We start from the raw sequence: 25,826 nt of genomic DNA, 5'->3' as shown, positions 1-25,826 counted from the left end.
TAAACTTTGAAATGATGCTATGGAGGGGCTACCATGGTGGAGCTTCGAGATGCGGAAGGAGACGCCCTACTTGTCTTATCATGTATTGCTCTATTCTGGAGATAAAATACTGTAAAGTAGGGAAAGTTGCTTGTCTCTTTCCACTTGTCCCACTCCGCTCTGTGAGCTCCTCCATAGCTCAATTGGGGAACGGGAAATGAGGAAAGGGAGCTATGGAGGGGCTACCATAGTGGAGCTTCGAGATGCGGAAGGAGACAAGCAACCTTCCCTACTGCTCTTGCTATCTTACACATGATATACACATTATGCAATTTCAAGTAGGGAAAGCGCTTGTCTCTTTCCACTGTTCCCACTCCGCTCTGTGAGCCCATCCATAGTTCAATTGGGGAACGGGAAAGTGGGAACGGATGCTATGGTGGGGCTACCATGGTGGAGCTTCGAGATGCGGAAGGAGACGCCCTACTTGTCTTATCATGTATTGCTCTATTCTGGAGATAAAATACTGTAAAGTAGGGAAAGTTGCTTGTCTCTTTCCACTTGTCCCACTCCGCTCTGTGAGCCCCTCCATAGCTTTATTTGAAACTTTTAAACTTTGAAATGATGCTATGGAGGGGCTACCATAGTGGAGCTTCACGATTGCGGAAGGAGACGCCCTACTTGTCTTATCATATATTGCTCTATTCTGGAGATAAAATACTGTCAAGTAGGGAAAGTTGCTTGTCTCTTTCCACTGCTCCCACTCCGCTCTGTGAGCCCCTCCATGGCTTATTCGAAACTTCAAAACTTTGAAATAATGCTATGGAGGGGCTGGCATGGTGCAATCCCAGGAATAGAATGACACTTTCTTACCGTTCTAGTATCTAGAATACAAATTGCTTATGCTTAGAGTAATCAAGATTGGTACTGTTATGCATACTATCTATTCCGACATTCAGGCCGCTCTGCAAAAAGGTGAGCGCGTGGCAATCGCAACCGTAGTTAAGACGGCGGGAGCTGCTCCCTGTGGAGTAGGAAGCAAGCTGCTTATTCGGGCAGATAGCTCGCTGGTAGGAAGTCTGGCCGGACCAGTCACCGATGCGAGAATCGCTACCGAAGGTCTCAATGCTCTCACGGAAGGACGTAGTTATCTCTGGCAGATTCATCTTGACGCCGACCAGGGTGAGGCGGTTGGAAGCTGTGGCGCAACCCTCCAGATCTTTTTTGAGATCCTACGGCCAGAGCCACGCCTTATCATCGCTGGTGCAGGCTATGTAGCCCAATCCTTAGCTCGCCTGGCGACTCAATTGGGCTTTCGCGTCATTGTTGTGGATGAACGCCGTGATCTGGCCGATCCAAAATCCTTTACGAGCAATGTTCAACTGCTCTTTGGCTCCATTCCAGAGACAATTCATAATCTTAAGGCCGATGAATCGAGCTGGATTGTGATTGTAACACGGGGTCATCAGCTTGATAAAGAGAGTCTGCAAGCCGCTCTCGCATCTCATGCCACGTATATTGGGATGATTGGCAGCCCCGGCAAGGTCAAACGTATTTTCAAAGAGCTCTCAGAGGCTGGCATCCCCACCGAAAGATTAGCTCAGGTGCATGCTCCAATTGGTCTGGATCTTGGTGCAGAGACTCCCGATGAGATCGCGTTAAGTATTGCAGCCGAGATTGTGATGCTACGCCATCAGGCAAGTGGAGCCCCACTATATACTCGCCACGCTCTTCTGGCAGATAAGTAGCAGGGCCTTCTTCTAGCGCACGCTATTGCCACGAATATAACGCACTGTAATTGTCCCGATCAGACAATAGACAACTGACATACCAAAAAGAATCTGGTAGCCCAGAATAGTCTGACCACTATGGGTAAAAGAATCAATCAAAGGCCCACCAAGAACGGGAGCGATGATCTGTGGGAGAGCCAGAGAGATACTCCAGACGCCCATATCTCGCGCATAGTTTTGTTGCGATGGCAAGACATCGGCCACCAGCGCCCAGTCAACGCTCTGATAGGCTCCATAGCTAAAACCAAAGAGCGCACCAGCAATCAGGATAAAAATCAGCGAATGCGTGATCACAAAGGTCAGACCAACCAGCCCCATGACAAAGCCTGAAATATAGACCATGATCTTGCGACCATAACGATCCGATAACCAGCCGACAACAAAGACACTGAGAATGCTGCTGAGTGAGACAACAATGGAAAAGTTTCGCGTGTCTATTTCAGGATGCGCCGATCCAACAACATCACGCACATAATACTGGAAAAATGCTTGAATGGTATAGATTCCTAGCATCATTACCAGTCGCGTTGCAAACACCCAGCCAAAAGCTGGATTACGCCGCGGGTTAAAGCCAAACAGCCTCAATAAGCCAACCGAGGCCAATAATTCAAGGACAACCTGCTGCACATCTCCACTCACATGAACGCTTGTAAAGTTCAGGTAATTCCAGAGAGCAAGCAGGCTCCACGCCAGTACGATAGCCAGCAGTGTTCCCCCAATGGTAAACAGACGGGAACGTGTCAACCATGAAGGTCGCACCGAATGCTCCTCTACCGAACTTTCAGGCAGGACAGGACGCTCTCGCACACTGAGAATGGTCACAAGCATAAAGACAAGCATAACGCCAATAATCACGCCATAGATCAGCCAGAGCCCATGCTGATAGGCTGGTGAGGGAAGCGAGGCATCCACAAACATGCCCGCCAGAAGAACCCCACCAATATTGCCACCAATCGTCAGCAGACCCATAACTCCTGAGGCCATTCCTCTCTGCTCGGGCGGCACAATATCTGGCAACAGAGCATGAAAGGGGGCCTGGGCTGCATTGCTCGAGAGCTGCACAAAAATGTATGCTACCATCAAAGAGACGATATTCGGAGCCAGCGCCATCCAGACCAGGGCAGCAACATTTACCAACGTTCCAATAAGAATATATGGCCTCCGCCGCCCCCACTTTGCAAAACGACCCCTCATCTGATCGCTTAAGAGCCCAAACAGAGGATTTACCAGTAGAGCTACAAAAGCTCCCGGGACCAGCACAAAGGCCAATGCCTCGCCCTCATGCAGCTTCCCTACTAGCTTAAACACCTGACTGGGCAGAATAATCACTCCCAATGCCGTCCAGTGAAAATTTAATGCAAACCAGAAAAGACTAATTGCTAATAATTGCGTCCAATGAAGCCTGGGAAGTTTACTGACAGATGTGGAGGAAGAGAGTACTTCTGCACCTCCCTGTTCGGCAGCCGCCATTCCGTCCCTGTCCTTTCTACACTCGTATAAGACATACAAGCATGCATATGTACATACGCCTCAAATTATAAAAAATAAAGGAAGCATTTCCATGAATACATCTATACACAACTATAGACAAACGCCGCATCATTTGTATCATGTTTCTCTTGACTTGTATAGGCTTCCATCCTATTGTGACACTACCTTCTCAAACAACACAGACGGATTACCAGGCAAAAAGCGGTAAACACTCTCATATACGTAGAAAGAAGGTCAGGCGCCTCGCTTTCCGGTTTAGCTTTCCCTTAGTAAACGCTGCCACGGCTAAAAACTTCCAGCAGGCACCAGATCATCCTCTTGCGTAGAAAGGCAATGCATACTATCATACAGGATAGGTACGAGAGAAGAAGTGCTTACTCGAAAATACTCTGCCCTCTGGCAGAGGTATGCATAATTGGAGCGATTGATGAATCTCCCGCTTGCTTATTTGATTGATTGGGGCTTCCTGAAGATTGGTCCCCCCTACATTTATCTTAATATAGACCCGGTACTCCTGCCTCTGGGTCCGCTGGCAATACGCTGGTATGGCTTGATGTATGTCGTTGCCATTGTCATTGGCTTATTTGTGATTAGAGGATATACCGCTCGTAAAGGCATCAACGAGGAGAAGGTCTATCGCATTGTCTGGTGGTGTATCGCCGCAGGCTTGATTGGCGGACGGCTCTATTTCGTGGTGCAACAGCCTGACCTGGTTGAACATTATCTTCAGCAACCCCAACGTATTCTCGCCACCTGGGAGGGCGGTATGGCCTTCTTTGGCGCGATCTTCCTGGTTATTCCAACGTTGATCTGGCGAGCCAGAGTTGAACGCCTCAACGCATTAGTGCTGATCGATGCTGCGGTTCTCTTTGGAGCCGCCGGGCAGATCTTTGGTCGCATTGGTAATATCATCAACGGCGACATTATTGGCTATCCCAGTACTCTTCCCTGGTCAACTGTCTACCAGAATCCTCACAGTTGGGCCTGCTTTAATCCTGATACGTGCAATGTTCCAGTTCAGCCAGCCGCCGGTTATGAGTTGCTCTGTAATCTGGTCCTGCTGGGCATTATGCTCTATCTGGCACGACGCGTGACACATCCCGGTATCCTGATGCTCGTCTATCTCTTCAGCTATTGTATCTCACAGTTCTTCCTGTTCTTTACCCGCGATAATCTCATTGTCGATTTTCTAGGACTCCATTGGGGCCTGAAGCAGGCACAATGGACCTCTCTAATCCTCTTTATTGTTCTGCTACCAGTTACGTACTGGGTCATTCGTCATTCCAAACCGATCCCTGAAGGGGAGGTGGCTGCAACCTATGGCATTCCTCAACAAGAGGTGGCTGCCCCTGAAGCCGATGTGGATGATGTTGAGACGAGTGACGAGGATGTGGAGGCCATTCCGACCAAACATTCGCCTGCATAATGTGCGCATAGCACCATTGTGATGGTGCCGATAATGGAGCCTGCGTACCGACCCTTTGGTACGCAGGCTCCATTATTTTTACGCTCAATTGCCCATATGCAGCCCGGTGACTGGAGAGAGCACTAATTTGATGTTATCCAGATTCTGTGGAATGGCGGTGGTTAAACCTCCACCCGTGGTGATTGAGACTCCTTTAATCTCTTTGCGACCTTTGAGCAGATCAACAGCCTGATCATGCGATCTTCCAGCAATCAGACTTTTCAGATCATTCTGCTCCTTCTTAGTGAGATAAAGGGCCGCTAAAACGCCTTTGGCATGAATCGTGAATGAGGTTGGATCAGAGCTGCTCTGGGTCGCCGGGTCGGTCACAACATCACCGACGACATTATAAAGCTTGCCCCATTTCTGCTTCCCATCGTTCTGGAAATCGCGGACTGCCACATCCCGTATGGCCTTATCGGTATAGACCAATCCATTACAGCTCACTTTAGCTGAGACGGTCACATTCCCAGCCTCATCATTGGCCTGATGATCAGCTGTGGCCTGAGGTTTGGCACAATCAGGATCTTTGATAAAATGCTCTTCAGGCTGGGCCTGTTTCTTTACCATATCGGTCGCTTCAGCCGTTCCCTGGCCGATGACGGTATTGGTGGCCTGATCAATGTCTGACTGTTGCACAAATGTGTAGTCTCGGGGCTCAGCTCCACCAGTAAAAGAATCTGGATTGGTGATATGACCAGTTCCGACATGGACCTGCGTTAAATTATCGATGATCTCAATATCTTCATTAATGGTGTTTGCGCCAATATTTCCGCCGCTCCCCGCATCCGTTGCATGAGCAGGGATGGTAATTGTCGCTCCTTCTGAAAGGGGGACTGTGTTATCAGTCGTCACAGAGACTCCATTATAGTTGGTCACAGAGGATGGCTCTAGCACTTGATTCGGAGCAGTGCTGTCCAGATGGACCTGCGATAAGATAATATTCCCTTTGGCACGCGTTGCCGGGTGCGTGGCATGGCCGGTCGCATTTACGGTCACTGTATGCTGCTGCGAATCAGCATCTAAGGCCCTTCCAGCTACGGATAACGGATCAGCTGTAGAAAATGCAGGTGCTACGGTCAGGGTATAGTCCCGCTCCCAATTAATCTGGACGGAGGTCAGGTTTACTGTCGCATTTCCCGCTGGTATAAATGTGTAGGCAGCCCAGCCACTACCAAGCAGAATCAGGAGCAGCAGGACGATCAGTACCGCTTTCTGCCATGATGTCGGTTTCCAGCCTCGTTTGACAGGAGGCGTTACAAATCCTGTCCCACTCGCACGATTGCTCTGCGGCTCAAATGGAGCTCTGACATTTGAGCCTTCAGAAGAGGGAGATGCAAACGGAGCTGGCACAAACGGAGCCTGCCAGGCAGCAACCGTTGGCTCGCTCGCCTGTGCCTCTGCTGGCCGTACAATCTGAGTTGGTGCATCAAATCCCTGCGAGGTTGACTCATCTGCCAACGCTGGTGCTACTCTTGTTGGCTCGTCTGCCAACGCTGGCGCTACCCTTGTTGGCTCGTCCGCCAATGCTGGTGCTACTCTTGTTGGCTCGTCCGTTCCATTGGGAACGATCGACTGCAACCAGACAGGAAAAAGGGCTGCATGCTCTGCCAGTTCTGGCCGTTGCGTCTGAGCATTAAACGTTTGAAGATAACCCAGGAGAAATTTTTGCCCGCTTTCGCTACAATCGAATACTAAGTAAGGGATGTTCCCTTGTAGATGAGCATCTCGAATCAGTAGTGACTGCCCATTATGAATAAGCAAGCCACCACGAGCTCTTTGGAGATAGCTGGCTCGCTCTTCATCGCTGGAGAGAGAAAGATCAGATAAGAACAGCAAGAATGAGTATTGGGAACTATCTTCCAGATAATCAACAAGATAGAGAGCCCCGGCAGGAAGAGATGAAATTACATTAAGTACGCGGTATTTTCCGAAATTTTCGCCATTTAACACCATGACGCCTCCATACGTTTTAAAAGATGATGGCTAATAAAATGAATTAAAGACAATTATGAATCCTGATAAACGAGCCGACGATGCATAATAGAGATAAGAGTATCCTGTGTATTATAAAAACGAATGGTGCGGCTGGGCACGTTTGCTAAATATGCAAGGTCATCGATCCGCAATGATTGTGGTTGAACATCACTTTGCACCACAGTAACAGTATTCCTCGTACCAATAGATCGCTCTTTGCGTGAAAGAGGTCTGTACAGCGCTTCATGCAGTCCCATCCTCTCTACCTTACACCGGCGTGAAAACATTCTATCGTCTATTATACTATCTGTAAATAGAAATTTATAGATAAAAAACAGGAAAAGGAGAGGTAGCTTGTTTTCACATGCCTCTCCCCTCACTGATTGATCCTGACACTGGCTGTTCGGGCTATTTTCGGGCTACTTAGGAGTTGTTTTTGTAGGTGCCGTTGGTGTCGCTGCGGGCGTTGGAGTAGGATTATTTAATTTTGCCTTCTCATCCTCAATTTTATGTTGGAGAGCTCGCAGATAAGCCTGTGCACCATCCAGGTCAGTCTGGGTAATAGCATCCAGCTGCTTGGGCATCTTTGTCACCTGATCAACCCAGGAGCTCAATACTTTTTCAATTGCTTCTAAGGTTGCATTATCCTGGCCAATATTGACCAGCCAATGGCGTCCTGTCTGGAAAGCTTTGAGCAGTCCTGTAAGCACATCGCCTGTTACTGTCGCTCCAAAATTAATGACTGGAGAGACAAAGACATCATAGGCGACGCGAGTCAGCCGGGCAGCATCCTGAGCTGCCGTCAAACTAAAGCCCTCTAGATTATCCAACGAGGTGATAAACTCTCGGCGAGCCTGATCAGCTCCTTGCGACAGCCCCTTTTTAAAGGCTTCATCCACCTGATGCCCAATAGTAGACCCCACATTGCTCAGGGTCTGTGGCAGTCTGGGGGCCAGCTCATATGCAGCAATCCCTACGCCACCAACTGCAACGGCCCCTGCCCCCAATAACAGCCCACGCCGTGAGATCTTCTTCTTGCGACGCTTCAAACGGCCAACTGGTTGATCAGAACTATATTTAAATTCACCAGCTAGCTCACTATCGTCAAGGTACCCATCATCAATCTGACGCGCTGGCTGCACACGCGCACTCTTGAAAGCAGGTGGCTCAGGAGCATAACCTAAACGGAGATCCAGCGGGTCCGGGTCGGAGAAATCGCTCTCTCCAGGGTCGAGCTCGCTACTTTGCAGATCAGACCAGGCATGCAGATTCTCCTCTTCACCGATCTCTATCAATCTACGAGACCCCACTGGACGGGAAACATAGCGTCGCGCTGGCTGATGCGCACGCTCAAAAGCATCTTCAGAAGAGAGTGGCTGATAACGCGTGCGCGGCTCCTCTGGATATTCTTCAAAGCCCTCGCCAGCCTCAAGCTCTTCTTCAAGGGTGCGGGTCTTACTCGCAATGATACTTTTGCGCAATAACTGTCGCGTCCTCCTGGGGTCCGGTCGAGGAGCAGATAGCGTCCCCGAATGACCTGGAGACACCTCGTACTCAGAACCTTGGGCAGCATTGCTACTCAGATTCTGCCCATTCTGGCTGCGCAAGGGGTCATAGTCATAGCCATATTGACGACCAGGGCTTTTGCGATATGTTTTTCGTTCGATATGATCCTTTGGCATGCTCTCCTCTGCTCCTCCTGGGCTTGCATTCTGTCAACCGATCTCCGATCAACAGGATATAGGAAAATACGGCAAGTCACTTATTGTACTCATTTTACACCACTTTGGTCATTTTCGTCCACCAGAAAGGCACATTTCTCTGCCCATCAAGTCGATTCACATAGGAAATAACTCCTAAATGAAAATTTTGCTCATCTCACTACTTTTCTTTTTTTTGGCAAGTAGAGAAACTATCTACACGAAATAACATCTGCTTGAAAGATAGCCACAAACGCAAGCAACTCATCGTTCTGCATTTCCTTAAAGTATGGTTCAAGCTCGTCTATCATTTCTATTACCGGTGAAGATAGGAATTTCAGATACTACAAATAGGGTGCACGCTCTTTCTGTACTGGCCTTGTTTAGAGCTTGCAGGGCCTGGATCTCGGCTCTTCCAACGAAGAGATTATGCTATAATAGGTAACAGTTATCATTTCGCCTCTGGGCAAGAAGGAGCATTCAGTATGGTTGATGAAATAGCAGATGCAGGCGCTATGCCGATTGTCGCCTGTGTGACAGTGGGGGATTTTGAAGAGAATTGTTATCTCTATGCCTGCCCCCATACACGTGAAGCAGCCATTATTGACCCGGGCGATGAACCAGAACGTATACTAGCGACCATTCAGGAATTACAGCTCATCCCAAAATATATTATCAATACCCACGGACACATCGATCATATCTGTGCTATAGATGCCGTGAGCGCAGTCTATCCCGTTCCTCTTGCAATCCATCCTGCCGATGTCCCTCTCTATAATGATGAGGAGACCGCACAAGCATATGGTCACGCTCTACCATTCGTTAAACGTTCGCCAGATATTCTTTTAAACGCTGGAGATACGATTACATTCGGGACAATTACCCTCGCTGTTCTTCATACGCCCGGTCATACTCCAGGTGGCATCTGTCTGGTCCATGAACCCTATTGTGTGTTTAGTGGCGATACCCTCTTCTATCGGAGCATTGGTCGCACCGATTTTCCAGGAGGGGACTATAAACAGATTGAGCATTCCATCCGACATACATTGTATACGCTCGATGATGAACTTGTCGTCTTTCCAGGTCACGGACAGCCGACGACTATTATAGAAGAAAAGTATGAAAATCCATTTGTGAGTGCAGAGGAGTAAAGCTGTGTCAGTTATCTGTGTAATTGGAACAGGCTATGTTGGTCTGGTCACAGGAACCTGCCTGGCAGATATGGGCAATACTGTTACCTGTATTGATATCGTTCAGGAAAAAATTGATCGTCTAAAACAAGGTATCCTTCCCATCTATGAACCTGGCCTCGAGGAAATGGTTGAACGCAATGTTCATGCCGGTCGCTTAAACTTTACGACAAGTTATTCAGAGGCACTCAAAGATTGCGAGTTCATCTTTATTGCGGTGAATACCCCTACCGGCGATAAACAGGGTGGGGCCGATATGCGCTTTGTGGAGAGCGCTGCCCGCAGTATCGCTCAGGAGCTCGATCACTATGCAATTGTGATTAATAAAAGTACTGTTCCTGTTGGCAGTGGCGACCTGGTGACGCGCGTGATTCGCGAGAATCTGGCGAACCGCAAGGTCTCTTTCTCGGTGGTCTCTAATCCTGAGTTTTTACGCGAGGGCTCGGCTCTGCTCGATTTCCAGAATCCTGATCGCATCGTTCTTGGTTCTTCAGAGCCCGAAGCCGCTCACAAGGTGGCTCGCCTCTACCTGTCTCTCCGCGCTCCCATTGTGGCGACTGATCTCTATACGGCTGAGATGATTAAATATGCCTCGAATGCTTTCCTGGCGACGAAGATCTCTTTTATCAATGAGATTGCTCAGATCTGCGAACGCCTGGGAGCCGATGTGAAAGAGGTCGCGGTTGGGATGGGCTACGATAAACGTATCGGGCGCGCTTTCTTAGATGCTGGTCTGGGTTATGGCGGAAGCTGCTTCCCAAAAGATGTACGCGCTCTGGCTCATATGGCCGATGAGGCCGGTCTCCATCCTCAGTTGCTCCACGCTGTGATGGATATCAATCATGATCAACGCCGCCTGGTGATTACGAAGCTGACCTCTATTCTGGAGACACTGCAAGGCAAGACGATTGGGGTCCTCGGTCTGGCCTTTAAGCCCAATACCGATGATATGCGCGAGGCTCCTGCTATCGATATTATTCGCTGGGCGACTCAGCAGGGGGCTACGGTCCGCAGCTACGATCCTATCGCTCGCGAGACTGGACGTGTGGCCCTTGAGCGCGAGGGGGTCGATATGACGAAGGTGACGTTCTGTGACGATGCCTATGCAGTGGCTGAACAGGCCGATGCTCTGGTTGTGGTGACAGAATGGAACGAGTTCAAGTCGCTGAATATGAAACGCATCCGTGAGGTGATGCGCGAGCCCGTTCTGATCGATGGCCGCAATCTCTATGAACAGTCGGAGATCCGCCGCCATGGCTTTGTCTATCGTGGCATTGGCCGGGGCGCAACCCCTTCTCCTTCCATCTTACCACCCGAAGAGGCTGAGATGACTCTGGAGGAGACGCTCATTATCGGAGGCGAAAAATAATGCAGAATGATCAGCCACTCTTGTTTACTCCTCTCGTCGGTCAGGTGGGCAAGACTCCTCCCGACTGGCTCTTTGGATCTGGGGGAGTGACTGGTCTTCCTACTCCTCTCCATCTTCCACAGGGGACCAATGTTGCGGTCGGCATCGATATTATCGAGGTCGATCGCGTCCGTAAGGTCTTTGAGAAACATGGCGATCGCTTCCTTCAACGCGTCTTTACTCCCCTGGAGATTCAACAGTGTCGGGGTAAGGTGACGCGCCTGGCCGGACGCTTCGCGGCTAAGGAGGCCATTAGTAAGGCTCTTGGCACTGGTCTTCATGGTGTGGCCTGGCGCGAGATGGAAGTGGTGAACCTTCGTAGCGGTCGGCCATCTGTCCGCCTCCATGGCCGCGCCAGACAGCGCGCTCTGGATCTAGGATTGACTGCATTCGATGTAAGTACCTCCGATCTGGCACAGATGGCGATTGCGATTGCTGTGGCTATTCAGACCGACTATCCCAATAACGATATTCCTCTTCTTTCTGATCGAGAAGTGTAAATGAGAGCTCTTCTTCAACGCGTCAGTTCGGCTCGCGTAACAGTCGATGAGCAGGTCGTTGGTCAGATTGGACCAGGGCTGCTGGTCTTTCTTGGCGTCAGTCACGAGGATGGCGCAGAACAGGTCCAACAGCTGGTTGCTAAGATTGTTCATCTCAGGATCTTTGAAGATACTGAAGGGAAGATGAATCGCTCTCTGCTCGATCTAAATGGTGAGCTTCTCGCTGTCTCTCAGTTTACGCTTTACGCTAATATGCGCCGGGGCCGTCGTCCCAGCTTCACTGAGGCCGCTCCTCCTTCGTTGGCCGAACCTTTATTTGAGCTCTTCAAGCAGCTCACCGCTGGCTATGGTCTCTCCGTTGCCAGCGGTATCTTTGGGGCCACGATGCAGATCGATCTCTGCAATGAAGGGCCTGTGACGATCTGGCTCGATACGGATGATCTCTCGTAAGATGTTCTCGAGGTTCTCATACCCCCTCCAGCTATCATGATGGCTGCCGATGATCTCTGCCTTCATCACTCATCATTGCATGTCTAAGTATTTCAATATCTGGTCATAAAATGGATCAATACCTTTATATGTTATGACTTCTGCGGGTAGAGTCTGTAAAACTCCGCGCAACAGGTGCATCCGTTCAGGATTAGCTATAAGCTCTTGCACTTTTGTCTGATAGGTATGAATAAGAAAGAGGATCTGGCCTGTCCTGGGAAGCCGGACCAGCACCTGACGCTCAACGCGGAAGAAGATCCGCTCTCCAGCATTCTCGCTCGTGAGCCCTTCGTAGGATGCTGGTAGCTCATAATAAAATTGCGGCAGCAAATTCAGGCGCGGTAGCGATTTCAAGGCCCAGTTGAGACGCCAGACGGGCCGTTCTGGCTTGAGTCGTTCTAAGAGTAACTGTGAGGAACGCCCAAGCTTCTCGGCAAAAAGAGGAACGGTCTCATGAATGGTGAGAAATGGTTGCCCCACCTTCTCGGCTAAAGACCAGCCATTCGGAAAACAGAGCTGTCCTCCTAACAGAGGAAGCCCATTCTCTACTATGCCACTTACAAGCAAGAGATCCTCTTGCACCTGCCGCCCCAACCAATCTAACGGAGCTAACTCCAGGTCCCTTCCAGCTCCCAGACAAAAGCTCCATTCTTGCTGCTGAAGATGATTCCTCCAATGCCAGTCCGTACCCGCTCGCTCCAACTGGAAGTGCTGGGGATAGCGCTCCGCCAGGATCGGCAAGAGGATCTCTACTACTTCCCACTGGCTCTCTTCCATCTCTGGCTGCTCGTAAAAATAGTGAGCTGGCTCCTCTGTGAGTAGAAGATTTTTTAGGGCTAGCTCCGACTGATACTGCTCCTCATCGATCTCAATGAGCAGACGCGGATCTAATGCCTGAACGCCCATCGTCATCTGATAGCTCTTGTGCTGAAATGGAAAATACGGCAGCATTCCAGTGATCTCCTCACATTTTCTCTCTATCTTACCATAGCTGAGATTTCTCGTAATACTTCACTTTTACAGATAGGGATTCAACTGTATATACTGGCGAGACAATCTATTATCTCTGTAGGCAAGCCCATCGATAGTGGAAGTTGTGATCGTTGTCATTGCTTTTAGCATGGAGTGATGCAGAAGGGAACACGTGATGAGCTCTAATTCAGAACAATTACGGTCAGGAAAGATCCATTCGCCTCATACCCCTCATGATCGGGATCATCTGGGGCGACTGCCAGCATTCTATGCTGAAGCTATCTTTCGACCAACCGCTCGCACCTTTGCGCATATAGCAGAGTATGCCCGCTGGCGGCCAATCTGGATTCAATTAGCGATCCTGGTAGCTGTGCCGGTCTTGCTGGGATTATTCCGAGGCATTTTTCACGATACCTCGCGCGGTGTTGATACCAATACCAATGTCTTTTTTGGTTTTCTCAGTATTCTTACAGTTGGAGCAACCATTGGGGCATTTGTACTAAAGATTGTGATTGTCCCCATTCTTTTCTTCCTGGGAGTCTCGCTGCAATTCGCCTTCGCCCGACTCTTTAAGGGTCAGGGGAGCTATCGCCAGCAGGCTTTTTCTCAGCTCACCTATCAGGTTCCACTGGCGATTATAGGTGGTGTGATTATCACTGTTATCTCATTTCTCCACATCTCAACGCTCTACTTCTCTCCGCTCATTAGCCTGGCCTTCTTCGTATATGGCGTCTTCTTGAATGTTACGATGCTGATGGGTGTCCATCACCTTGCCCGTGACAAGGCGTTTGCGTCTGTCGTGCTTCCTTATGCGATTGGCATCCTTGCTATCTGTGGCCTGCTGGTGGCTCTGTCGCGCTTTATGGCCGAGGCTGCTCATCTGATCTAATGGGGATGATGGCGTGTGTGTAAAGAAGGCCGTTGAGAGCTCCCATGATGGGCAAAAGGGGAAAACAAAGCCGAGGGGCTCGCTACGGCCATCATGATGATGGCCGTGGGAACCCACTCCTCCCCTGTTCCACCCTCATGACCAGACCGGAGCTACCCTCTCTGATCTTGCCTCGTTTTCGCGGAAAGGGAGAAAGGTGGAACAGGCATGGATCATTCTATATGATCCTATAAATTAATATGGTCTCTGGGGAGGATAGGGCGGTGGTACTTGCTGTGAATAAGGCTGCTGCGGAGGATACTGCGGATTACTGGGGTTACTATAACCTGGTCCACGCATGGCTTGCTGCTGACGAAGGAGATTAAGCTCACGCTGGACAGGCCATTCGCTAAAAGCCAGCACAAGCAATAAAATAAACGCACCAAAAGGGATGAATAAGAAGACCAGGCTCAATGCGCCACTATAACCAGTCTTGGAAAAAATACGCCACCAGATAATAATTCCAAGCACAATACTGGCAAGCACTACCAGGGCAATAATAAGTACGACTGCACTCGAAAGCGCAGGAAAGGTCGAGCTCCCTGAAGAATAGGTATCATTCGGCATGCTTCTCTCCTCTATGACAACACATGAATAGTCTTTATCTATAAGAAATGTACCCTATCATAGAGTTAAATACAATGCTTTAATTCATCCCTTTTCTGTGATGGCCCTCACAAATTTTTATAAAAAAAGAACTGACTATCTATAAGTCAGCTCTTTTTTTATTTATATGGATCAATACGCTGGTTAGACAGCGCGGCGACCACCAGTTACAGCGCGGAACAGAGCAATAAAGATGCAGGCTCCGATAAAGGCAACTACGATCGTCCAGATCCAACCAAGGCTAGCATCAGGGAGAAGCAGATTGGTCAAGAAACCACCAACCAATGCACCCACCAGACCCACAATGATATCACCCAGAATGCCGTAGCCACTACCCTTCATGAACTGACCAGCCAGGAAACCTGCAATCAGACCAACTACGATCCAACCAATCAGACCACCGGGGGCAAAAGCAGCGCCAAGAACAAATGGTGAAGCAATCATGTCTTTTTCTCCTCTAGAATGTAGTATTTTATTAATAGCTGGCAGCTGGTTTAGTGCACTTCTATAATAATTTCAGTGCTTTTAATCCGTTGTTTCTATCTGCCACCTATTACACGATTCACTTTTGCAAATAGATGCAAGAAGACTCCGATTTTAGACAGGGGCTCTCTGTTCATAAATGATGATCTTGTTAGGACTCAACAAATGCAGTATCATCTCAACAGGCTGATTCTTTTTGCTAGGTTTATATAACTATATGAAAGCTGAGAATAAAGTGCGTACACATAATCTTCCAGAGGAAGCTCCTCTTGTGATAGGTATTGACCTCGGTGGCACACAGATCAGGACTGCGGTCCTCCGAGGCGCTACTCTGCTATCCCGCGTCAATCTACTTACTGGCGAAAATCCATCGCCAGAGCGGGTGATTCCACGTATGTTTGAATCTGTTGAGGAGGCTCTGCTCAAGGCCAATATTTCACTGTCTCAGATTGCAGGTATAGGTATTGGAGCTCCAGGTCCTTTAAATGGTCGCACAGGGATCGTGTATTCTCCTCCTAATCTCCCAGGCTGGACCAATTTTCCTTTGCGCAATGCCTTTGCTGAACGCTTCCAGATCCCAATCTTTGTTGAGAATGATGCCAATGCCGCTGCTCTGGGGGAACATATGTTTGGAGCAGGTAAAGGCAGTAATGAGATGGTCTATGTGACTGTAAGCACAGGCGTTGGTGGAGGCGTGATTAGCCAGGGGCAGCTGCTTCAGGGCATCACTGGCTCAGCCGCCGAACTGGGACATATGACGATTGATTGGCATGGTCCACGCTGCAATTGTGGCAACTATGGCTGCCTTGAAAGCTTCTCTTCTGGCACAGCTATTGCTCGTCAGGCCAATGAGCTGATCTCGCTAGGAAAGGCCGATGACCTCCTCTCGTATGCTCTGGCCCACCAACCTGCTCATGCCAGCGCAAATACGCCAGCCGATAATAGCACTCTGGCTGTGACTACACCTCTGCATGTCAATGCTCGCATGGTGGCTGAGGCTGCACTGGCAGGGATACCTGTGGCGCAACAGATTATTACCCTCGCGGGAGAAGCGCTCGGGGTTGGCTTAGTCAATATTCTGCATATTTTTAATCCGGAACTGATCATTCTCGGTGGCGGCGTCTCCCAGATTGGCGCTCCCCTTCTGGACCCCGCCCGACGTATAATGAGAGAGCGAGCTATGACAGTACCTTGCCAATCAGCCACTATCGTGATGGCTCAGTTGGGCTCAGATGTGGGTCTGGTCGGGGCAGGCTCGCTTGTGTATTATCATCAGTAATAGTATCAGTCAACGACACGATCGAAGGGAAACATGGCAACCAATAAAGAGCGGTTAGATGTGGCTCTGGTAAGGCTGGGCTTAGCACCCAGTCGCGAACGAGCTCGGGCAATTATTATGTCTGGTCAAGTTTTTGTGGGTGATCGGAGGGTGGATAAACCCGGAACACTGGTCCCGCTCGATGCGCCCTGTCGTGTCGCTGAAACTTCACCTGAACTGAAGTATGTGAGTCGCGGGGGCCTGAAGCTGGAGAAGGCTCTGGATACGTTTCAGCTTGATCCTGCTGGCCTCGTGGCCATCGATGTTGGCTCTTCAACTGGTGGCTTTACGGAATGCCTGCTCACACGCGGCGCCAGTCAGGTCTATGCGATTGATGTCGGCCATGGTCAGTTAGATTGGAAGTTGCGCAACGATCCACGGGTGGTGGTGATGGAACGGACGAATATCCGCCATCTCACAAGCCTTCCAGTCCCGATGCAGTGCGCTGTGATTGATGTCTCGTTTATCTCTCTCCGTCTGGTTCTACCTGCACTTGAACCTCTACTGGTAAAGAGTCCTGAGACCTGGATCGTTTCGTTGGTAAAACCTCAGTTTGAGGCGGGGAAGGCTGATGTAGACCGTGGCGCGGGGGTGATTAGTGATCCGCTGGTTCATGAGCGTGTTTTGCAAGAGCTCAGAACCTGGATTCCTGCTCATACGGCTCTTGCGGTAATGGGTGAGATCGCTTCTCCTATTCTGGGCCGCGATGGCAATCGAGAGTTCCTATTTTTACTGAAATTTCGATCCGCTGCGAGCTCAACTACGCTTCAATCTGAACCGACTGACTCAACTATCGTTCAATCTGAAACCGCAGAAGGATAGAGATCTATGGCACAAGAACGCCCATGGGAGGTCCTCGCTACACGTCAGGTGCTGGATACCCCTTATTTGAAGATTCGTAGTGAACATCTCTCTCTTCCCGATGGATCAGTGCTCTCGGACTACTATATTATTGAGAATCGCGGCTGGGTGGGCGTTGTCCCGATTACAGAGGATGGCCGCTTCCTCATCAATCGACAATATAAACATGGGATCGGCCTGGAGGTGGTAGAGTTTCCCGCTGGCGGCATCGATGAGCATGAGGCCGATCCGCTACTGGCTGCCAATCGTGAACTGATGGAGGAGACTGGATATAGCGCTGAACCAACAAAGATTGAGTTTCTCGCTCACATGCTGGCCAATCCGACCAGCGCGGAGACACGCATCTGGTGGTATCTGGCCCGCGATGTACGCAAAACGGGCGAGAAGAAGATTGATCCCGCTGAAGTGATTGATAATATGCTGGTCACTCCTGCTGAACTGCTCCAACTCATTCATAGCGGAGAGTTCTCTGTTCAGGGGCAGATTGCCGCAGCCTATATGGCCCTGGAAAAATTAGGCTACCTGAAAGCTCATCTCTCGTAATCAGTAGCTCTGTATCTTCATCTTCAAAGACCCTGTGGTTCCCGGTAGAGCTGAGTGATATGAGAAAAACTTTACAATTTCCTCGTATATTTTTGATAACAGAGAGGTAGACTGATAGGTATGAAGATCCTCATTATCGAAGATGAAGCTAATATCACTCAGATTCTCCGCCTCTATCTAGAGCAGGCGAGCTTTACAGTAGTGAGTGCCAGCGATGGTATCGCTGGCCTTGAGCTCCATGCCCGTGAACACCCCGATCTGGTGATCCTGGATCTGATGCTACCACTTCTAGATGGGATGGAGGTCTGCCGCCGGATTCGGAATTGGGCCAATACACCTATTCTCATGCTCACTGCTCGCCAGGGAGAAGAGGATCGTATCAGCGGCCTCGAATCAGGGGCCGATGACTATCTGGTCAAACCATTTAGCCCTCGCGAACTGGTCAGCCGCGTCAAAGCTATCCTGCGCCGCTCAGGACAGAATAATGAGAAGACTGAGAGCACAACCTCCGATGGCCAACCTTCCAGCCCTTCAACCAGGAAAGGTGAAGAGATCATCTTTGGCGGCCTGGTTATCAATATTCCCTCCCGCCGCGTCAATGCCCATGGTGTCCCAATTGCTCTCACCGTGAAAGAATTTGATCTTCTGGTCACGCTGGCCTCAGCTCCCGATCGCGTCTTTACACGTGAAGCTCTGCTTAATCAGATCTGGGGCTATAGCTATCTGGGCGATGGCCGTACGGTCGATGTCCATATCGGCACCTTGCGCAAGAAGATTGAAGCAGTGCCAGAAGCGCCACACTATATCCAGACCGTCTGGGGTGTTGGCTATAAGTTTGTCCCAGTCCCAACCACCTCACGCACCTGATGAAGCACAGGAAAGAGAGCCCGTCATGAAACAGTTTACTAAAACTACAGCTTATAGCTTGAGAACCCGTCTGGCCTTTAGCTACCTGCTGGTCATCCTGGGAACGATCCTCGTGCTCAGTATCACAATCTCAGTTGTTGTGCAAAACTACTATGCTCAGCTCCAGAGCGAACGTCTCACCGCTCTAGCAGAAGATGTACAGCAGTACGCACATTCCCTCTATAGTCAGGGTGAGCCCCTGAATGCAAGCATCTTACGCGCCTTCCCCAACGACTTGCTGCTGATGACTGATACTACAAATACGCCATTCTGCTCGTATCGCTACATATCACCCGATAACTGCAATAATCCAACCGTCCTCCAGGTCCTTCATCAGGCGCTTGGCGGCAATTTCTCACAGCAAAATACGATCAATATTACTACGAGGAAAGATCAGGTTATACCTTCTCAATATATCTGTCAGAGCATTGAGGTCAATGGAAAAGTTATTGGGGCATTCTTTCTCTCAGAGCCACAGATTAGCCCCGATACGAATATCATGAGCCTGATCAATCGCTCAATCCTGATCACTGGTCTGATCGTGGCGGCCGTTGCAGCTATTATTAGCTACCTGGTCGCTCGCGGGCTTACACGTCCTCTCGACCGCTTGATTACCGCAGCCACAAAAATGAAGCAGGGGGAATATGCACAGCGCGTGGAGCTTCCCACTTCTCTGGATGAGATAGGTCGCCTGGGCCAGACGTTTAATGAGATGGCGGGAACGATTGAGGCCGATATTAACGAGCTCCGGCGACAGGATCAGATGCGCCGCGAATTGATCGCCAATATCGCCCATGATCTGGCTACGCCGCTGACAGCCATTCAGGGCTATAGCGAGGCTATTGCCGATGATGTTATTACCGAACCAACAGCGCGGCATGAGACGGCTCAACTCATCGGACGTGAGGTTCAGCGCCTGCGCCGTCTGGTTGGTGATGTGCGGCAGATGACCTCAATGGAGGCTGGTCAGACCAAGCTCGATCTGGCCCCTCTCGACATGCACGCACTTGTAGATGAGACTGCTGCTGTGATCGAGCCTGAATGTGCAGAGTCTGAGATATCGCTGTATAACGAGATCAGTCCAAAGATTGCTCCTATTCTCGCTGATAGCGATCGCATCACCCAGGTCTTGCTCAATCTGCTGGATAATGCTCGCCGTCATACTCCTCGCGGCGGCAAGATTACAGTGGGAGCACAGGCAGAGAAAACGATGCTCCATCTCTGGATCAGCGATACTGGCAGTGGCATCGATCCCGCTGACCTGCCCCATATCTTTGAACGCTTCTATCGCGCCGATCGCTCGCGTACGACTACGACTGGGGGGAGCGGCCTGGGTCTCTCAATTGTTAAGGCCATCATTACTGCTCACGGTGGCAAAGTCTGGGCCGAAAGCACCATTGGCAAAGGGACCCGCATCCACTTCACTCTTCCGCTGGTCAATCAGCCAGCCACGCTTACACCCGCGCCGATCGCGACACCGCGCTAAGAATGGTGTGATAGGTAAAGAGATTTAGAGTGCTGCAAAAATTGGGGGGCAAGACTACTTGACGAGATTGGCATGCTATGGTATTATCATTTTGCCCAACGGGTGACTAGCTCAATGGTAGAGCAAACGACTCTTAATCGTTAGGTTCAGGGTTCGAGTCCCTGGTCACCCACTCTCAAAGAGCATCCTCTCGTGGAAGAGGATGCTCTTCTGTTTTTATAGCTGGCGACAAACTACCAGATAGTCTGGTGTAAAAAATCATTTTATTCATATAGGGCAACAATCTGCTGAGCCTGCGTACGAATGGCTCCACGGAGCTCCAATGGCTCTACCACTTCCAGAAGATTACCAACACCCATAGCAACTGTACGCGCATGGAGAAGAGAGCTAAAGGTCATCGAAACGAGACTCCATCCCTGATCATCGCTAAGCGGTTCTTCTCTCAGCGAGCTTCTCGCGGTTTCATCTGCTATCTCGAAGAGTCTCTGCATTCCCCCTGGTGCAAGGCGAAGACGGACAATATAAGGCGTATAGTTCGTTGCAAAGGTGCGATTCCACGTTTCCCAGTACACTCGCACGTCAAAATCTTGCGGGCGCTGGCTGGTTTCTGCCAGGAGCCGGGCCGCACCCACGCGCGAAACACGGAACATGCGAATCTGGCCATCAACCGCTCCAATCAAGTACCAGACTGTAGATTTTGCCACAAACCCATATGGATCAACCACACGCTGGCGAATCTGACCATCGTGGCGATGATAGTCGATTGCCACTTTCTGGCCCAGCCAGAGCGCCTCATGTAACAGTGGCAGAAACGGCACCGGCTCTTTTGCCCACAGCCAGCCTGTGGAATCCAGGTAAATTGACCGTTTAACCGTGTCTATATCTCCATGCCAATGGGGCGAGAGGACGACCTCAAGTTTGAGGAATGCTGCCTCCAAAGCCGGTCCCAGGCCCAGATCGTGAAGCGGCCCGAATGATTGCGATGGGGCCAGTGCACGCACTTCGGACTTCGTAAATCCTGTCAAACGTGTTTGATACTGTTCAATGAGTGAGTATCCTCCTCCTATCCCCGATTCAGCATAGACTGGAATACCTGCCAGGCTAAGCGCTTGAAGATCTCGATAGATAGTCCGCTCCGAAACCTCCAGATGCCCGGCCAGTTCCTGGGCTGTCATACGTCCTCGCGCCTGCAATAGCAACAAAATGGTCAGTAAACGATCAGCTCTCATCTCTATTTCGCCTCTGGTCCATCCGAATTTTCTACTCAGTTTACCATCTTCCACACTCCCTGACAAAAGATGTCAGGGAGCAGCAGGTATTCTATGAGACAGGGACAATGTGTTGAGCTAGCAGGATTTCAAGCCCTGACAGATCAGTACATCCACCAGAGCTTTTTTTAAACAAAAAGGGCATACAGAAAGTAGGACTCTATGAGTAGAAGCATTGAACCAACCAGACTGAATCTCAAAACAGATTTGAAGCATTTCTATACCCCTCCTGTTGGAAAAGTTGTGGTCGTAGATATTCCCGCACTAAATTTTCTGATGCTAGACGGAAAAGGTGATCCCAATACAGCGCAGGAATATAAAGATGCAATTGAAGCAATCTACGCGACTGCCTATACCACAAAGTTTCTGCTCAAGAAAGAACTGGGCATCGACTATCCTGTGATGCCTCTTGAGGGGCTCTGGTGGGCTGATGGCAACCGAGACGCTCCACGAGAGAACTGGCAATGGACGATGATGATTATGCAGCCAGAGTGTGTGACTGATGTATGGTTTGCTGAGGCATGCAGACAGGCACAGCGGAAGAAACATCGGCCCGCGCTGGAGAACATACGCCTGGAGCGTTTCTACGAAGGGAAGGTTGCCCAGACCATGCATGTTGGCCCATTTGCAGACGAAGGGCCAACGCTTGAGAAGCTGGGCTGTTTTCTGGAAGAACATAACTATACATTTCGCGGAAAACATCATGAAATCTATCTAAACGATATGCGGAGAACCGCCCCAGAAAAAATGCATACGGTACTCCGCCATCCTTTTGCATAAGACAGACATCGGTAGCGCTCCATTATCTGGTGAATTGCACAGATAAGTGCTCAACATTGAGCTCAAACAATGGGTCTTTCACCATTTAATGGAGCCCTGCCATTGTGACCCTGATTGATTATGCCAAAAATATTGGCTCATTCGCTACTGCGTCTCCTCACTGTGCTTCTGACATAGTTCCGGAATAGTTCCTTTTTACATCCCGACATTTTATAAGGGAAAACAGTATCTATTCCTTGTGAAGATGAAGCAAATACGATCTATACAAGAGCAAGGAAGCTAAACAAAATGTGGCTAACATTATTATCGATAAAAATATTTTCAGAAAAGTATTATCTTGATGGGGGAAAATATACCATGAGATAAAGAACAATATCGCACATAGCAAGCTCAGAGCGGTGCACGAATAAACGTTCTTAAGCAGTTCCGCTATCTTTATAATTCTTGAACCATGGATGGCTGCCAATTCTTTGATGCCGCGCCACATAAAATATATCGCTACCATCAAAGCAAATAGACAAGCAAAGAAAAAAGCACCATCAAATAGGGAATTAAAGCTAAAAAACAACATAGAAATTATGACTTCCTTTCTTCTTGCTCTTGTAACCTCTTTAGAGTCATAAAATCATAAAAAAACATAAAAATTCTTTTGAATGTTTACTAATTTTTCTCATTTTTATATCACCTTTTGACTAATTTTTCATTTATGCATTGGTATCCAATGCATAAATGAAAAGTATTTCAGACTACACTACAAGGTCGCTATGAAAAATGACATCTATCCTTAAGTTAAATCAAAGCTACCACTTCTAGATTAGAAACGTTTACGAAGTAAGTCAACATCTTTGTATATCTCTAATCAATCAACATTTTTAGCTGCCAGGATAAACAAGAATGTATAGAAGCCGCTTCCTAGAAGGGCAAAACACCCAACACTGAGTACAAAAAAATAAAGAAAAGTGTTCGGCGGAAAACGAAAAAATGTAAAAAAACAGAGAATACTAATGCACAAATTAGTCAAGGCTAGCAAGAAAAAGTCTCGTTTACCCTGATTTCTCTTATTCATAAATTTATTTTCTCTCCTCTTACTACTCATGCTAGTTTATGGAGAAAGATTACGTAACCTCTTTAGCTGTAGAGACCTTAAAAAATAATTAGCACTTAGAGATTTTAATTTTACAACATCTCTTTTTGCATCTATAACCTCAGGTAGTATAACTGGAAACTTTCCATAATTTCAAGCACTTGCAACTGTTATTAGAATATTCTAATCTTCTTATCGTTCTCCAAGGTTTAGATAAGTAAGCACAACCTTATTCTCTTTCTGCATCATCCGGTGCTCTGTTTTACTATATTCGTCGGCAAATGGCTTTCTTTTAGGAGAAAGGTCCTGATCTAATCAGGAACAGATTGACGCTTACTGAAGTATTCATGTATTATGAAGCATAATGATAGACAATTTTGCTGGCTCGTATAAGCACTGGCACTCCTCTCTCAGGCTGGCCTATCGTTTGTTCAGCTCCTATTGCCTCTGACCTCCCTTGCTCTTTCGACGCTGGCTGATATCGCTATACATTGTTTTAACACTACTTTACATAGCGTTAATTCTGATTTTTAACCAGACTATGGTAGTGTTAGAAGGAACGATATATCCCAATCTGACCATATAACACGGATTGGGAACGATTGAAATCTGGCCGCTGGAAGGAGACAAGCGACCTTCCTGATAAGACAAAGGCAGAAAAGGAACTCGATACGCATGAGCAAAGACTATACCGCAACCAGAGGAATGGCATCTATTGGCACCGCTATGCTGAAGAAGCGCAGTAAGATGACTGTGAAACAGGCCCATGCGCTGGGAAAGCAGGGCAAGGCTGATCTGCATATGCATAGCACCTATAGTGATGGTTGCGCGACAATCGATGAACTGCTCGCACATGTCCAAGTAAATACTGATCTGGATGTTATTGCGTTAACCGATCATGATGTCATTGATGGTGCACTACGAGCCCGCGATCTATGGGCTAAGGGCAACTATCGGTTCGATTTTATTGTTGGTGAAGAGGTTACAACTACCGAGGGCCATCTGCTAGGTCTGTTCATTGAAAAACGTATTCAGCCTGGACTGAGCATGGAGCGCAGCATCGATCTGATCCACGAGCAGGGCGGGCTGGCTGTGGTAGCTCATCCTCTGCATCGCTTCTTTCGCCATAGCTGCCAGCTCGCGGTCATGGATCGCATCCATGCAGCCAGAGATGTCTGGTTCGATGGAGTAGAGACCTGGAACGCCAGCTTCTGTGGGCTCTATGCCAACTATATCGCTATGGGCACAACGCGTGAGCGCTATGGGCTCCCTGAATTAGGAAATAGCGATGCTCATACCCTGAGCGGCATCGGGAGCGCCTATAGCTGGTTCCCCGGCAAGACCGCTCAAGAGATGCGTGCGGCTATCGAAGGTGGCCTCAGCGCTCCCGGCGGCACCTTCTGGGAGATCAGCTCCTACTACGACTGGGTCCGCTATGTTCTCAATAAAGAAGAGCGCGAGGCCCGCCGACCCGCACTGGCCTAGTCTGTTTTTATACCAATAGACACATCCCTTTACGGAGCTCCTCAACCTTCATCAGGTTAGAGAGCTCCATAATACTATTTGAACCAATCAGAAATGAAGAAGAGAAAAATACTGTCTCAGGTCATTTATCTGAGCTTGCTTACCTCACTCCCCCTTCCTGGCTTATGGCCTCTTCTGTGAGAAATGGAAAGCCCTGATCTTTAACAGGAAAGAGCTAGTCCTGTAAGGTGAAAGTATGGTACAATAGGATTATGTTTAGCAGACGTATACAGCAGCAAGCCAGATACCTGGTTACCTTGCTTATCAAACCAGTAGCACGACTGGGGATCACTCCCAATATGTTGACATGTGTTGGACTGCTCTTAAGCGTAGTTACAGCCATCGTCATCGCCCAGGGATACTTGTTTTTGGGAGGCTTGTTGGTACTGTTTGCAGGCATCTTTGATATGTTTGACGGGGCGATGGCTCGCGCTACAAACGCTGCCACAACCTTTGGCGCTTTTCTAGATTCAACGCTTGACCGCTTTTCTGAAAGTATCATCCTGTTTGGGCTGCTCTTTTATACGTTGCAGCATCCAGGCCCACAAGACTCACTCTGGCCTGCTCTTAGCGAGCAAACGTGGATGGTCCTCTTCATCTTTGTGGCTATGTCTGGCTCATTGATGGTCAGCTATACCAAAGCTCGCGCTGAAGGCTTAGGGATTGAGTGCAAAACTGGTCTCCTGGCCCGCCCGGAACGTGTCATTTTACTGGCCATTGGACTCTTATTAAACGCTGGTATCTGGGTCCTGGCTTTGTTGGCTGTCTTCACATATGTGACCGCCTTGGAGCGTATACTCGCGGTGTGGCGTTCTTCCAATCGCCAATCAGCTGAGATGACGAACTCCTCCTATCGCCAACAACAAGATACCAGAGATCGAACTTTGCCTACGGTAGGGATTAACGAGTCAATCGAACCCGACGTTCGCCCAGTACCCACCAGTATACCGCCGTTGGGTGGTGGCGTACATCCAGAGTAATCACAACGGCACAAACAAACAAACAATCAATCTAGACAATCAAGACAGAACCGGGATGTGTAGAAGTGCGCAGCGTGAAGACAGCCGAGGATAATGGTGGG

Annotated in this window: 23 protein-coding genes and 1 tRNA gene; 16 read left to right on the top strand and 8 right to left on the bottom strand. The window is 49.1% G+C overall.

The window, feature by feature from the left end; all coding sequences use genetic code 11:
- The first annotated feature begins 908 nt into the window (after positions 1–908).
- Positions 909–1,724 carry an XdhC family protein gene (locus tag EL628_RS04945; protein WP_161975281.1) on the top strand — a complete coding sequence of 272 codons (816 nt, stop codon included), beginning with the start codon at positions 909–911 and terminating at the stop codon, positions 1,722–1,724.
- A gap of 12 nt (positions 1,725–1,736) precedes the next feature.
- On the opposite strand, the gene EL628_RS04940 is transcribed toward EL628_RS04945, so the two are convergent.
- Entirely contained in the window at positions 1,737–3,236 is a 1,500-nt protein-coding gene (locus EL628_RS04940) for an MFS transporter (RefSeq protein WP_126578772.1), read from the bottom strand.
- Between the two features lie 448 nt (positions 3,237–3,684).
- Between EL628_RS04940 and lgt the strand changes: the two genes are divergently transcribed.
- Positions 3,685–4,683 (top strand): prolipoprotein diacylglyceryl transferase, encoded by a 999-nt coding sequence (lgt, locus tag EL628_RS04935; protein WP_245993990.1) that lies wholly within the window; start codon positions 3,685–3,687, stop codon positions 4,681–4,683.
- 84 nt (positions 4,684–4,767) lie between these two features.
- Here lgt and EL628_RS04930 read toward each other — a convergent pair whose 3' ends face one another.
- The 3 genes from EL628_RS04930 to EL628_RS04925 form a co-directional block, all read right to left on the bottom strand.
- Positions 4,768–6,678, bottom strand: a complete 1,911-nt coding sequence (locus EL628_RS04930; protein ID WP_126578770.1) for a baseplate J/gp47 family protein — start codon at positions 6,676–6,678, stop codon at positions 4,768–4,770.
- Positions 6,679–6,731: 53 nt separating this feature from the next.
- A complete protein-coding gene (locus tag EL628_RS29710; protein ID WP_161975280.1) occupies positions 6,732–6,881 on the bottom strand; it encodes a hypothetical protein in 150 nt (49 codons plus the stop codon).
- A gap of 237 nt (positions 6,882–7,118) precedes the next feature.
- The gene (locus tag EL628_RS04925) at positions 7,119–8,381 is read right to left on the bottom strand and encodes a hypothetical protein (RefSeq protein ID WP_126578768.1); all 1,263 of its coding nucleotides are present in this window, start codon (positions 8,379–8,381) and stop codon (positions 7,119–7,121) included.
- 503 nt (positions 8,382–8,884) lie between these two features.
- Between EL628_RS04925 and EL628_RS04920 the strand changes: the two genes are divergently transcribed.
- Genes EL628_RS04920 through dtd form a run of 4 tightly spaced genes read left to right on the top strand, consistent with a single transcriptional unit; the run spans position 8,885 to position 11,947 of the window.
- Positions 8,885–9,550 (top strand): MBL fold metallo-hydrolase, encoded by a 666-nt coding sequence (locus EL628_RS04920; RefSeq protein WP_218028869.1) that lies wholly within the window; start codon positions 8,885–8,887, stop codon positions 9,548–9,550.
- 4 nt (positions 9,551–9,554) lie between these two features.
- The gene (locus EL628_RS04915; protein ID WP_126578766.1) at positions 9,555–10,958 is read left to right on the top strand and encodes a UDP-glucose dehydrogenase family protein; all 1,404 of its coding nucleotides are present in this window, start codon (positions 9,555–9,557) and stop codon (positions 10,956–10,958) included.
- Positions 10,958–11,497, top strand: coding sequence for a holo-ACP synthase (acpS, locus tag EL628_RS04910; RefSeq protein ID WP_126578764.1), 540 nt, complete (start codon positions 10,958–10,960; stop codon positions 11,495–11,497). The genes EL628_RS04915 and acpS overlap by 1 nt, the downstream gene beginning before the upstream one ends.
- Positions 11,498–11,947, top strand: coding sequence for a D-aminoacyl-tRNA deacylase (gene dtd, locus EL628_RS04905; RefSeq protein ID WP_126578762.1), 450 nt, complete (start codon positions 11,498–11,500; stop codon positions 11,945–11,947).
- A 72-nt stretch (positions 11,948–12,019) separates the two neighbouring features.
- On the opposite strand, the gene EL628_RS04900 is transcribed toward dtd, so the two are convergent.
- Complete coding sequence (locus EL628_RS04900; RefSeq protein WP_126578760.1) at positions 12,020–12,937, bottom strand: heme-dependent oxidative N-demethylase family protein; 918 nt, start codon at positions 12,935–12,937, stop codon at positions 12,020–12,022.
- Positions 12,938–13,133: 196 nt separating this feature from the next.
- Here EL628_RS04900 and EL628_RS04895 point away from each other — a divergent pair, with 196 nt between their 5' ends.
- Positions 13,134–13,847, top strand: a complete 714-nt coding sequence (locus EL628_RS04895; RefSeq protein ID WP_126578758.1) for a YIP1 family protein — start codon at positions 13,134–13,136, stop codon at positions 13,845–13,847.
- A gap of 234 nt (positions 13,848–14,081) precedes the next feature.
- On the opposite strand, the gene EL628_RS30100 is transcribed toward EL628_RS04895, so the two are convergent.
- Positions 14,082–14,453: a hypothetical protein gene (locus EL628_RS30100; protein WP_126578756.1), complete on the bottom strand. Its 372-nt coding sequence runs from the start codon at positions 14,451–14,453 to the stop codon at positions 14,082–14,084.
- A 183-nt stretch (positions 14,454–14,636) separates the two neighbouring features.
- Entirely contained in the window at positions 14,637–14,936 is a 300-nt protein-coding gene (locus EL628_RS04885; protein WP_126578754.1) for a GlsB/YeaQ/YmgE family stress response membrane protein, read from the bottom strand.
- Between the two features lie 310 nt (positions 14,937–15,246).
- Between EL628_RS04885 and EL628_RS04880 the strand changes: the two genes are divergently transcribed.
- The 6 genes from EL628_RS04880 to EL628_RS04855 all read left to right on the top strand — a co-directional run bounded on the left by EL628_RS04880 (position 15,247) and on the right by EL628_RS04855 (position 20,261).
- A complete protein-coding gene (locus tag EL628_RS04880; protein WP_161975279.1) occupies positions 15,247–16,254 on the top strand; it encodes an ROK family protein in 1,008 nt (335 codons plus the stop codon).
- A gap of 33 nt (positions 16,255–16,287) precedes the next feature.
- Entirely contained in the window at positions 16,288–17,115 is an 828-nt protein-coding gene (locus tag EL628_RS04875; RefSeq protein ID WP_126578751.1) for a TlyA family RNA methyltransferase, read from the top strand.
- A gap of 6 nt (positions 17,116–17,121) precedes the next feature.
- Positions 17,122–17,697 carry an NUDIX hydrolase gene (locus tag EL628_RS04870; RefSeq protein WP_126578749.1) on the top strand — a complete coding sequence of 192 codons (576 nt, stop codon included), beginning with the start codon at positions 17,122–17,124 and terminating at the stop codon, positions 17,695–17,697.
- Positions 17,698–17,817: 120 nt separating this feature from the next.
- Positions 17,818–18,564 (top strand): response regulator, encoded by a 747-nt coding sequence (locus tag EL628_RS04865; protein WP_174719952.1) that lies wholly within the window; start codon positions 17,818–17,820, stop codon positions 18,562–18,564.
- Between the two features lie 25 nt (positions 18,565–18,589).
- Positions 18,590–20,089: a sensor histidine kinase gene (locus EL628_RS04860; RefSeq protein ID WP_161975278.1), complete on the top strand. Its 1,500-nt coding sequence runs from the start codon at positions 18,590–18,592 to the stop codon at positions 20,087–20,089.
- A gap of 100 nt (positions 20,090–20,189) precedes the next feature.
- Positions 20,190–20,261: transfer RNA gene (locus EL628_RS04855), tRNA-Lys, on the top strand.
- 91 nt (positions 20,262–20,352) lie between these two features.
- Here the strand turns inward: EL628_RS04855 and EL628_RS04850 are convergent.
- Entirely contained in the window at positions 20,353–21,318 is a 966-nt protein-coding gene (locus EL628_RS04850; protein WP_126578744.1) for a helix-turn-helix transcriptional regulator, read from the bottom strand.
- A 201-nt stretch (positions 21,319–21,519) separates the two neighbouring features.
- Here EL628_RS04850 and EL628_RS04845 point away from each other — a divergent pair, with 201 nt between their 5' ends.
- The 3 genes from EL628_RS04845 (at position 21,520) to EL628_RS04835 (ending at position 25,725) form a co-directional block, all read left to right on the top strand.
- Complete coding sequence (locus EL628_RS04845) at positions 21,520–22,137, top strand: GyrI-like domain-containing protein (RefSeq protein ID WP_126578742.1); 618 nt, start codon at positions 21,520–21,522, stop codon at positions 22,135–22,137.
- 1,759 nt (positions 22,138–23,896) lie between these two features.
- Positions 23,897–24,706 (top strand): PHP-associated domain-containing protein, encoded by an 810-nt coding sequence (locus EL628_RS04840; protein ID WP_126578740.1) that lies wholly within the window; start codon positions 23,897–23,899, stop codon positions 24,704–24,706.
- Between the two features lie 251 nt (positions 24,707–24,957).
- Positions 24,958–25,725 (top strand): CDP-alcohol phosphatidyltransferase family protein, encoded by a 768-nt coding sequence (locus tag EL628_RS04835; protein ID WP_126578738.1) that lies wholly within the window; start codon positions 24,958–24,960, stop codon positions 25,723–25,725.
- Positions 25,726–25,826: the final 101 nt, after the last annotated feature.

The sequence above is a fragment of the Tengunoibacter tsumagoiensis genome (genome assembly GCF_003967535.1).
Lineage (GTDB): Bacteria > Chloroflexota > Ktedonobacteria > Ktedonobacterales > Ktedonobacteraceae > Tengunoibacter > Tengunoibacter tsumagoiensis.
Note: the sequence above shows the minus strand (reverse complement) of the source record. Positions and strands in the feature narration are given on the sequence as shown.

Coding starts and splice junctions, on each gene's coding strand:
- EL628_RS04860 (WP_161975278.1), top strand. CDS start 18,590: ATGAAACAGTTTACTAAAACTACAGCTTATAGCTTGAGAACCCGTCTG.
- EL628_RS04925 (WP_126578768.1), bottom strand. CDS start 8,381: ATGCCAAAGGATCATATCGAACGAAAAACATATCGCAAAAGCCCTGGT.
- EL628_RS04835 (WP_126578738.1), top strand. CDS start 24,958: ATGTTTAGCAGACGTATACAGCAGCAAGCCAGATACCTGGTTACCTTG.
- EL628_RS04895 (WP_126578758.1), top strand. CDS start 13,134: ATGAGCTCTAATTCAGAACAATTACGGTCAGGAAAGATCCATTCGCCT.
- EL628_RS04870 (WP_126578749.1), top strand. CDS start 17,122: ATGGCACAAGAACGCCCATGGGAGGTCCTCGCTACACGTCAGGTGCTG.
- EL628_RS04845 (WP_126578742.1), top strand. CDS start 21,520: ATGAGTAGAAGCATTGAACCAACCAGACTGAATCTCAAAACAGATTTG.
- EL628_RS04940 (WP_126578772.1), bottom strand. CDS start 3,236: ATGGCGGCTGCCGAACAGGGAGGTGCAGAAGTACTCTCTTCCTCCACA.
- EL628_RS04945 (WP_161975281.1), top strand. CDS start 909: ATGCATACTATCTATTCCGACATTCAGGCCGCTCTGCAAAAAGGTGAG.
- EL628_RS04930 (WP_126578770.1), bottom strand. CDS start 6,678: ATGGTGTTAAATGGCGAAAATTTCGGAAAATACCGCGTACTTAATGTA.
- acpS (WP_126578764.1), top strand. CDS start 10,958: ATGCAGAATGATCAGCCACTCTTGTTTACTCCTCTCGTCGGTCAGGTG.
- EL628_RS30100 (WP_126578756.1), bottom strand. CDS start 14,453: ATGCCGAATGATACCTATTCTTCAGGGAGCTCGACCTTTCCTGCGCTT.
- EL628_RS04900 (WP_126578760.1), bottom strand. CDS start 12,937: ATGCTGCCGTATTTTCCATTTCAGCACAAGAGCTATCAGATGACGATG.
- dtd (WP_126578762.1), top strand. CDS start 11,498: ATGAGAGCTCTTCTTCAACGCGTCAGTTCGGCTCGCGTAACAGTCGAT.
- EL628_RS04875 (WP_126578751.1), top strand. CDS start 16,288: ATGGCAACCAATAAAGAGCGGTTAGATGTGGCTCTGGTAAGGCTGGGC.
- EL628_RS04885 (WP_126578754.1), bottom strand. CDS start 14,936: ATGATTGCTTCACCATTTGTTCTTGGCGCTGCTTTTGCCCCCGGTGGT.
- lgt (WP_245993990.1), top strand. CDS start 3,685: ATGAATCTCCCGCTTGCTTATTTGATTGATTGGGGCTTCCTGAAGATT.
- EL628_RS04840 (WP_126578740.1), top strand. CDS start 23,897: ATGAGCAAAGACTATACCGCAACCAGAGGAATGGCATCTATTGGCACC.
- EL628_RS04850 (WP_126578744.1), bottom strand. CDS start 21,318: ATGAGAGCTGATCGTTTACTGACCATTTTGTTGCTATTGCAGGCGCGA.
- EL628_RS04920 (WP_218028869.1), top strand. CDS start 8,885: ATGGTTGATGAAATAGCAGATGCAGGCGCTATGCCGATTGTCGCCTGT.
- EL628_RS04865 (WP_174719952.1), top strand. CDS start 17,818: ATGAAGATCCTCATTATCGAAGATGAAGCTAATATCACTCAGATTCTC.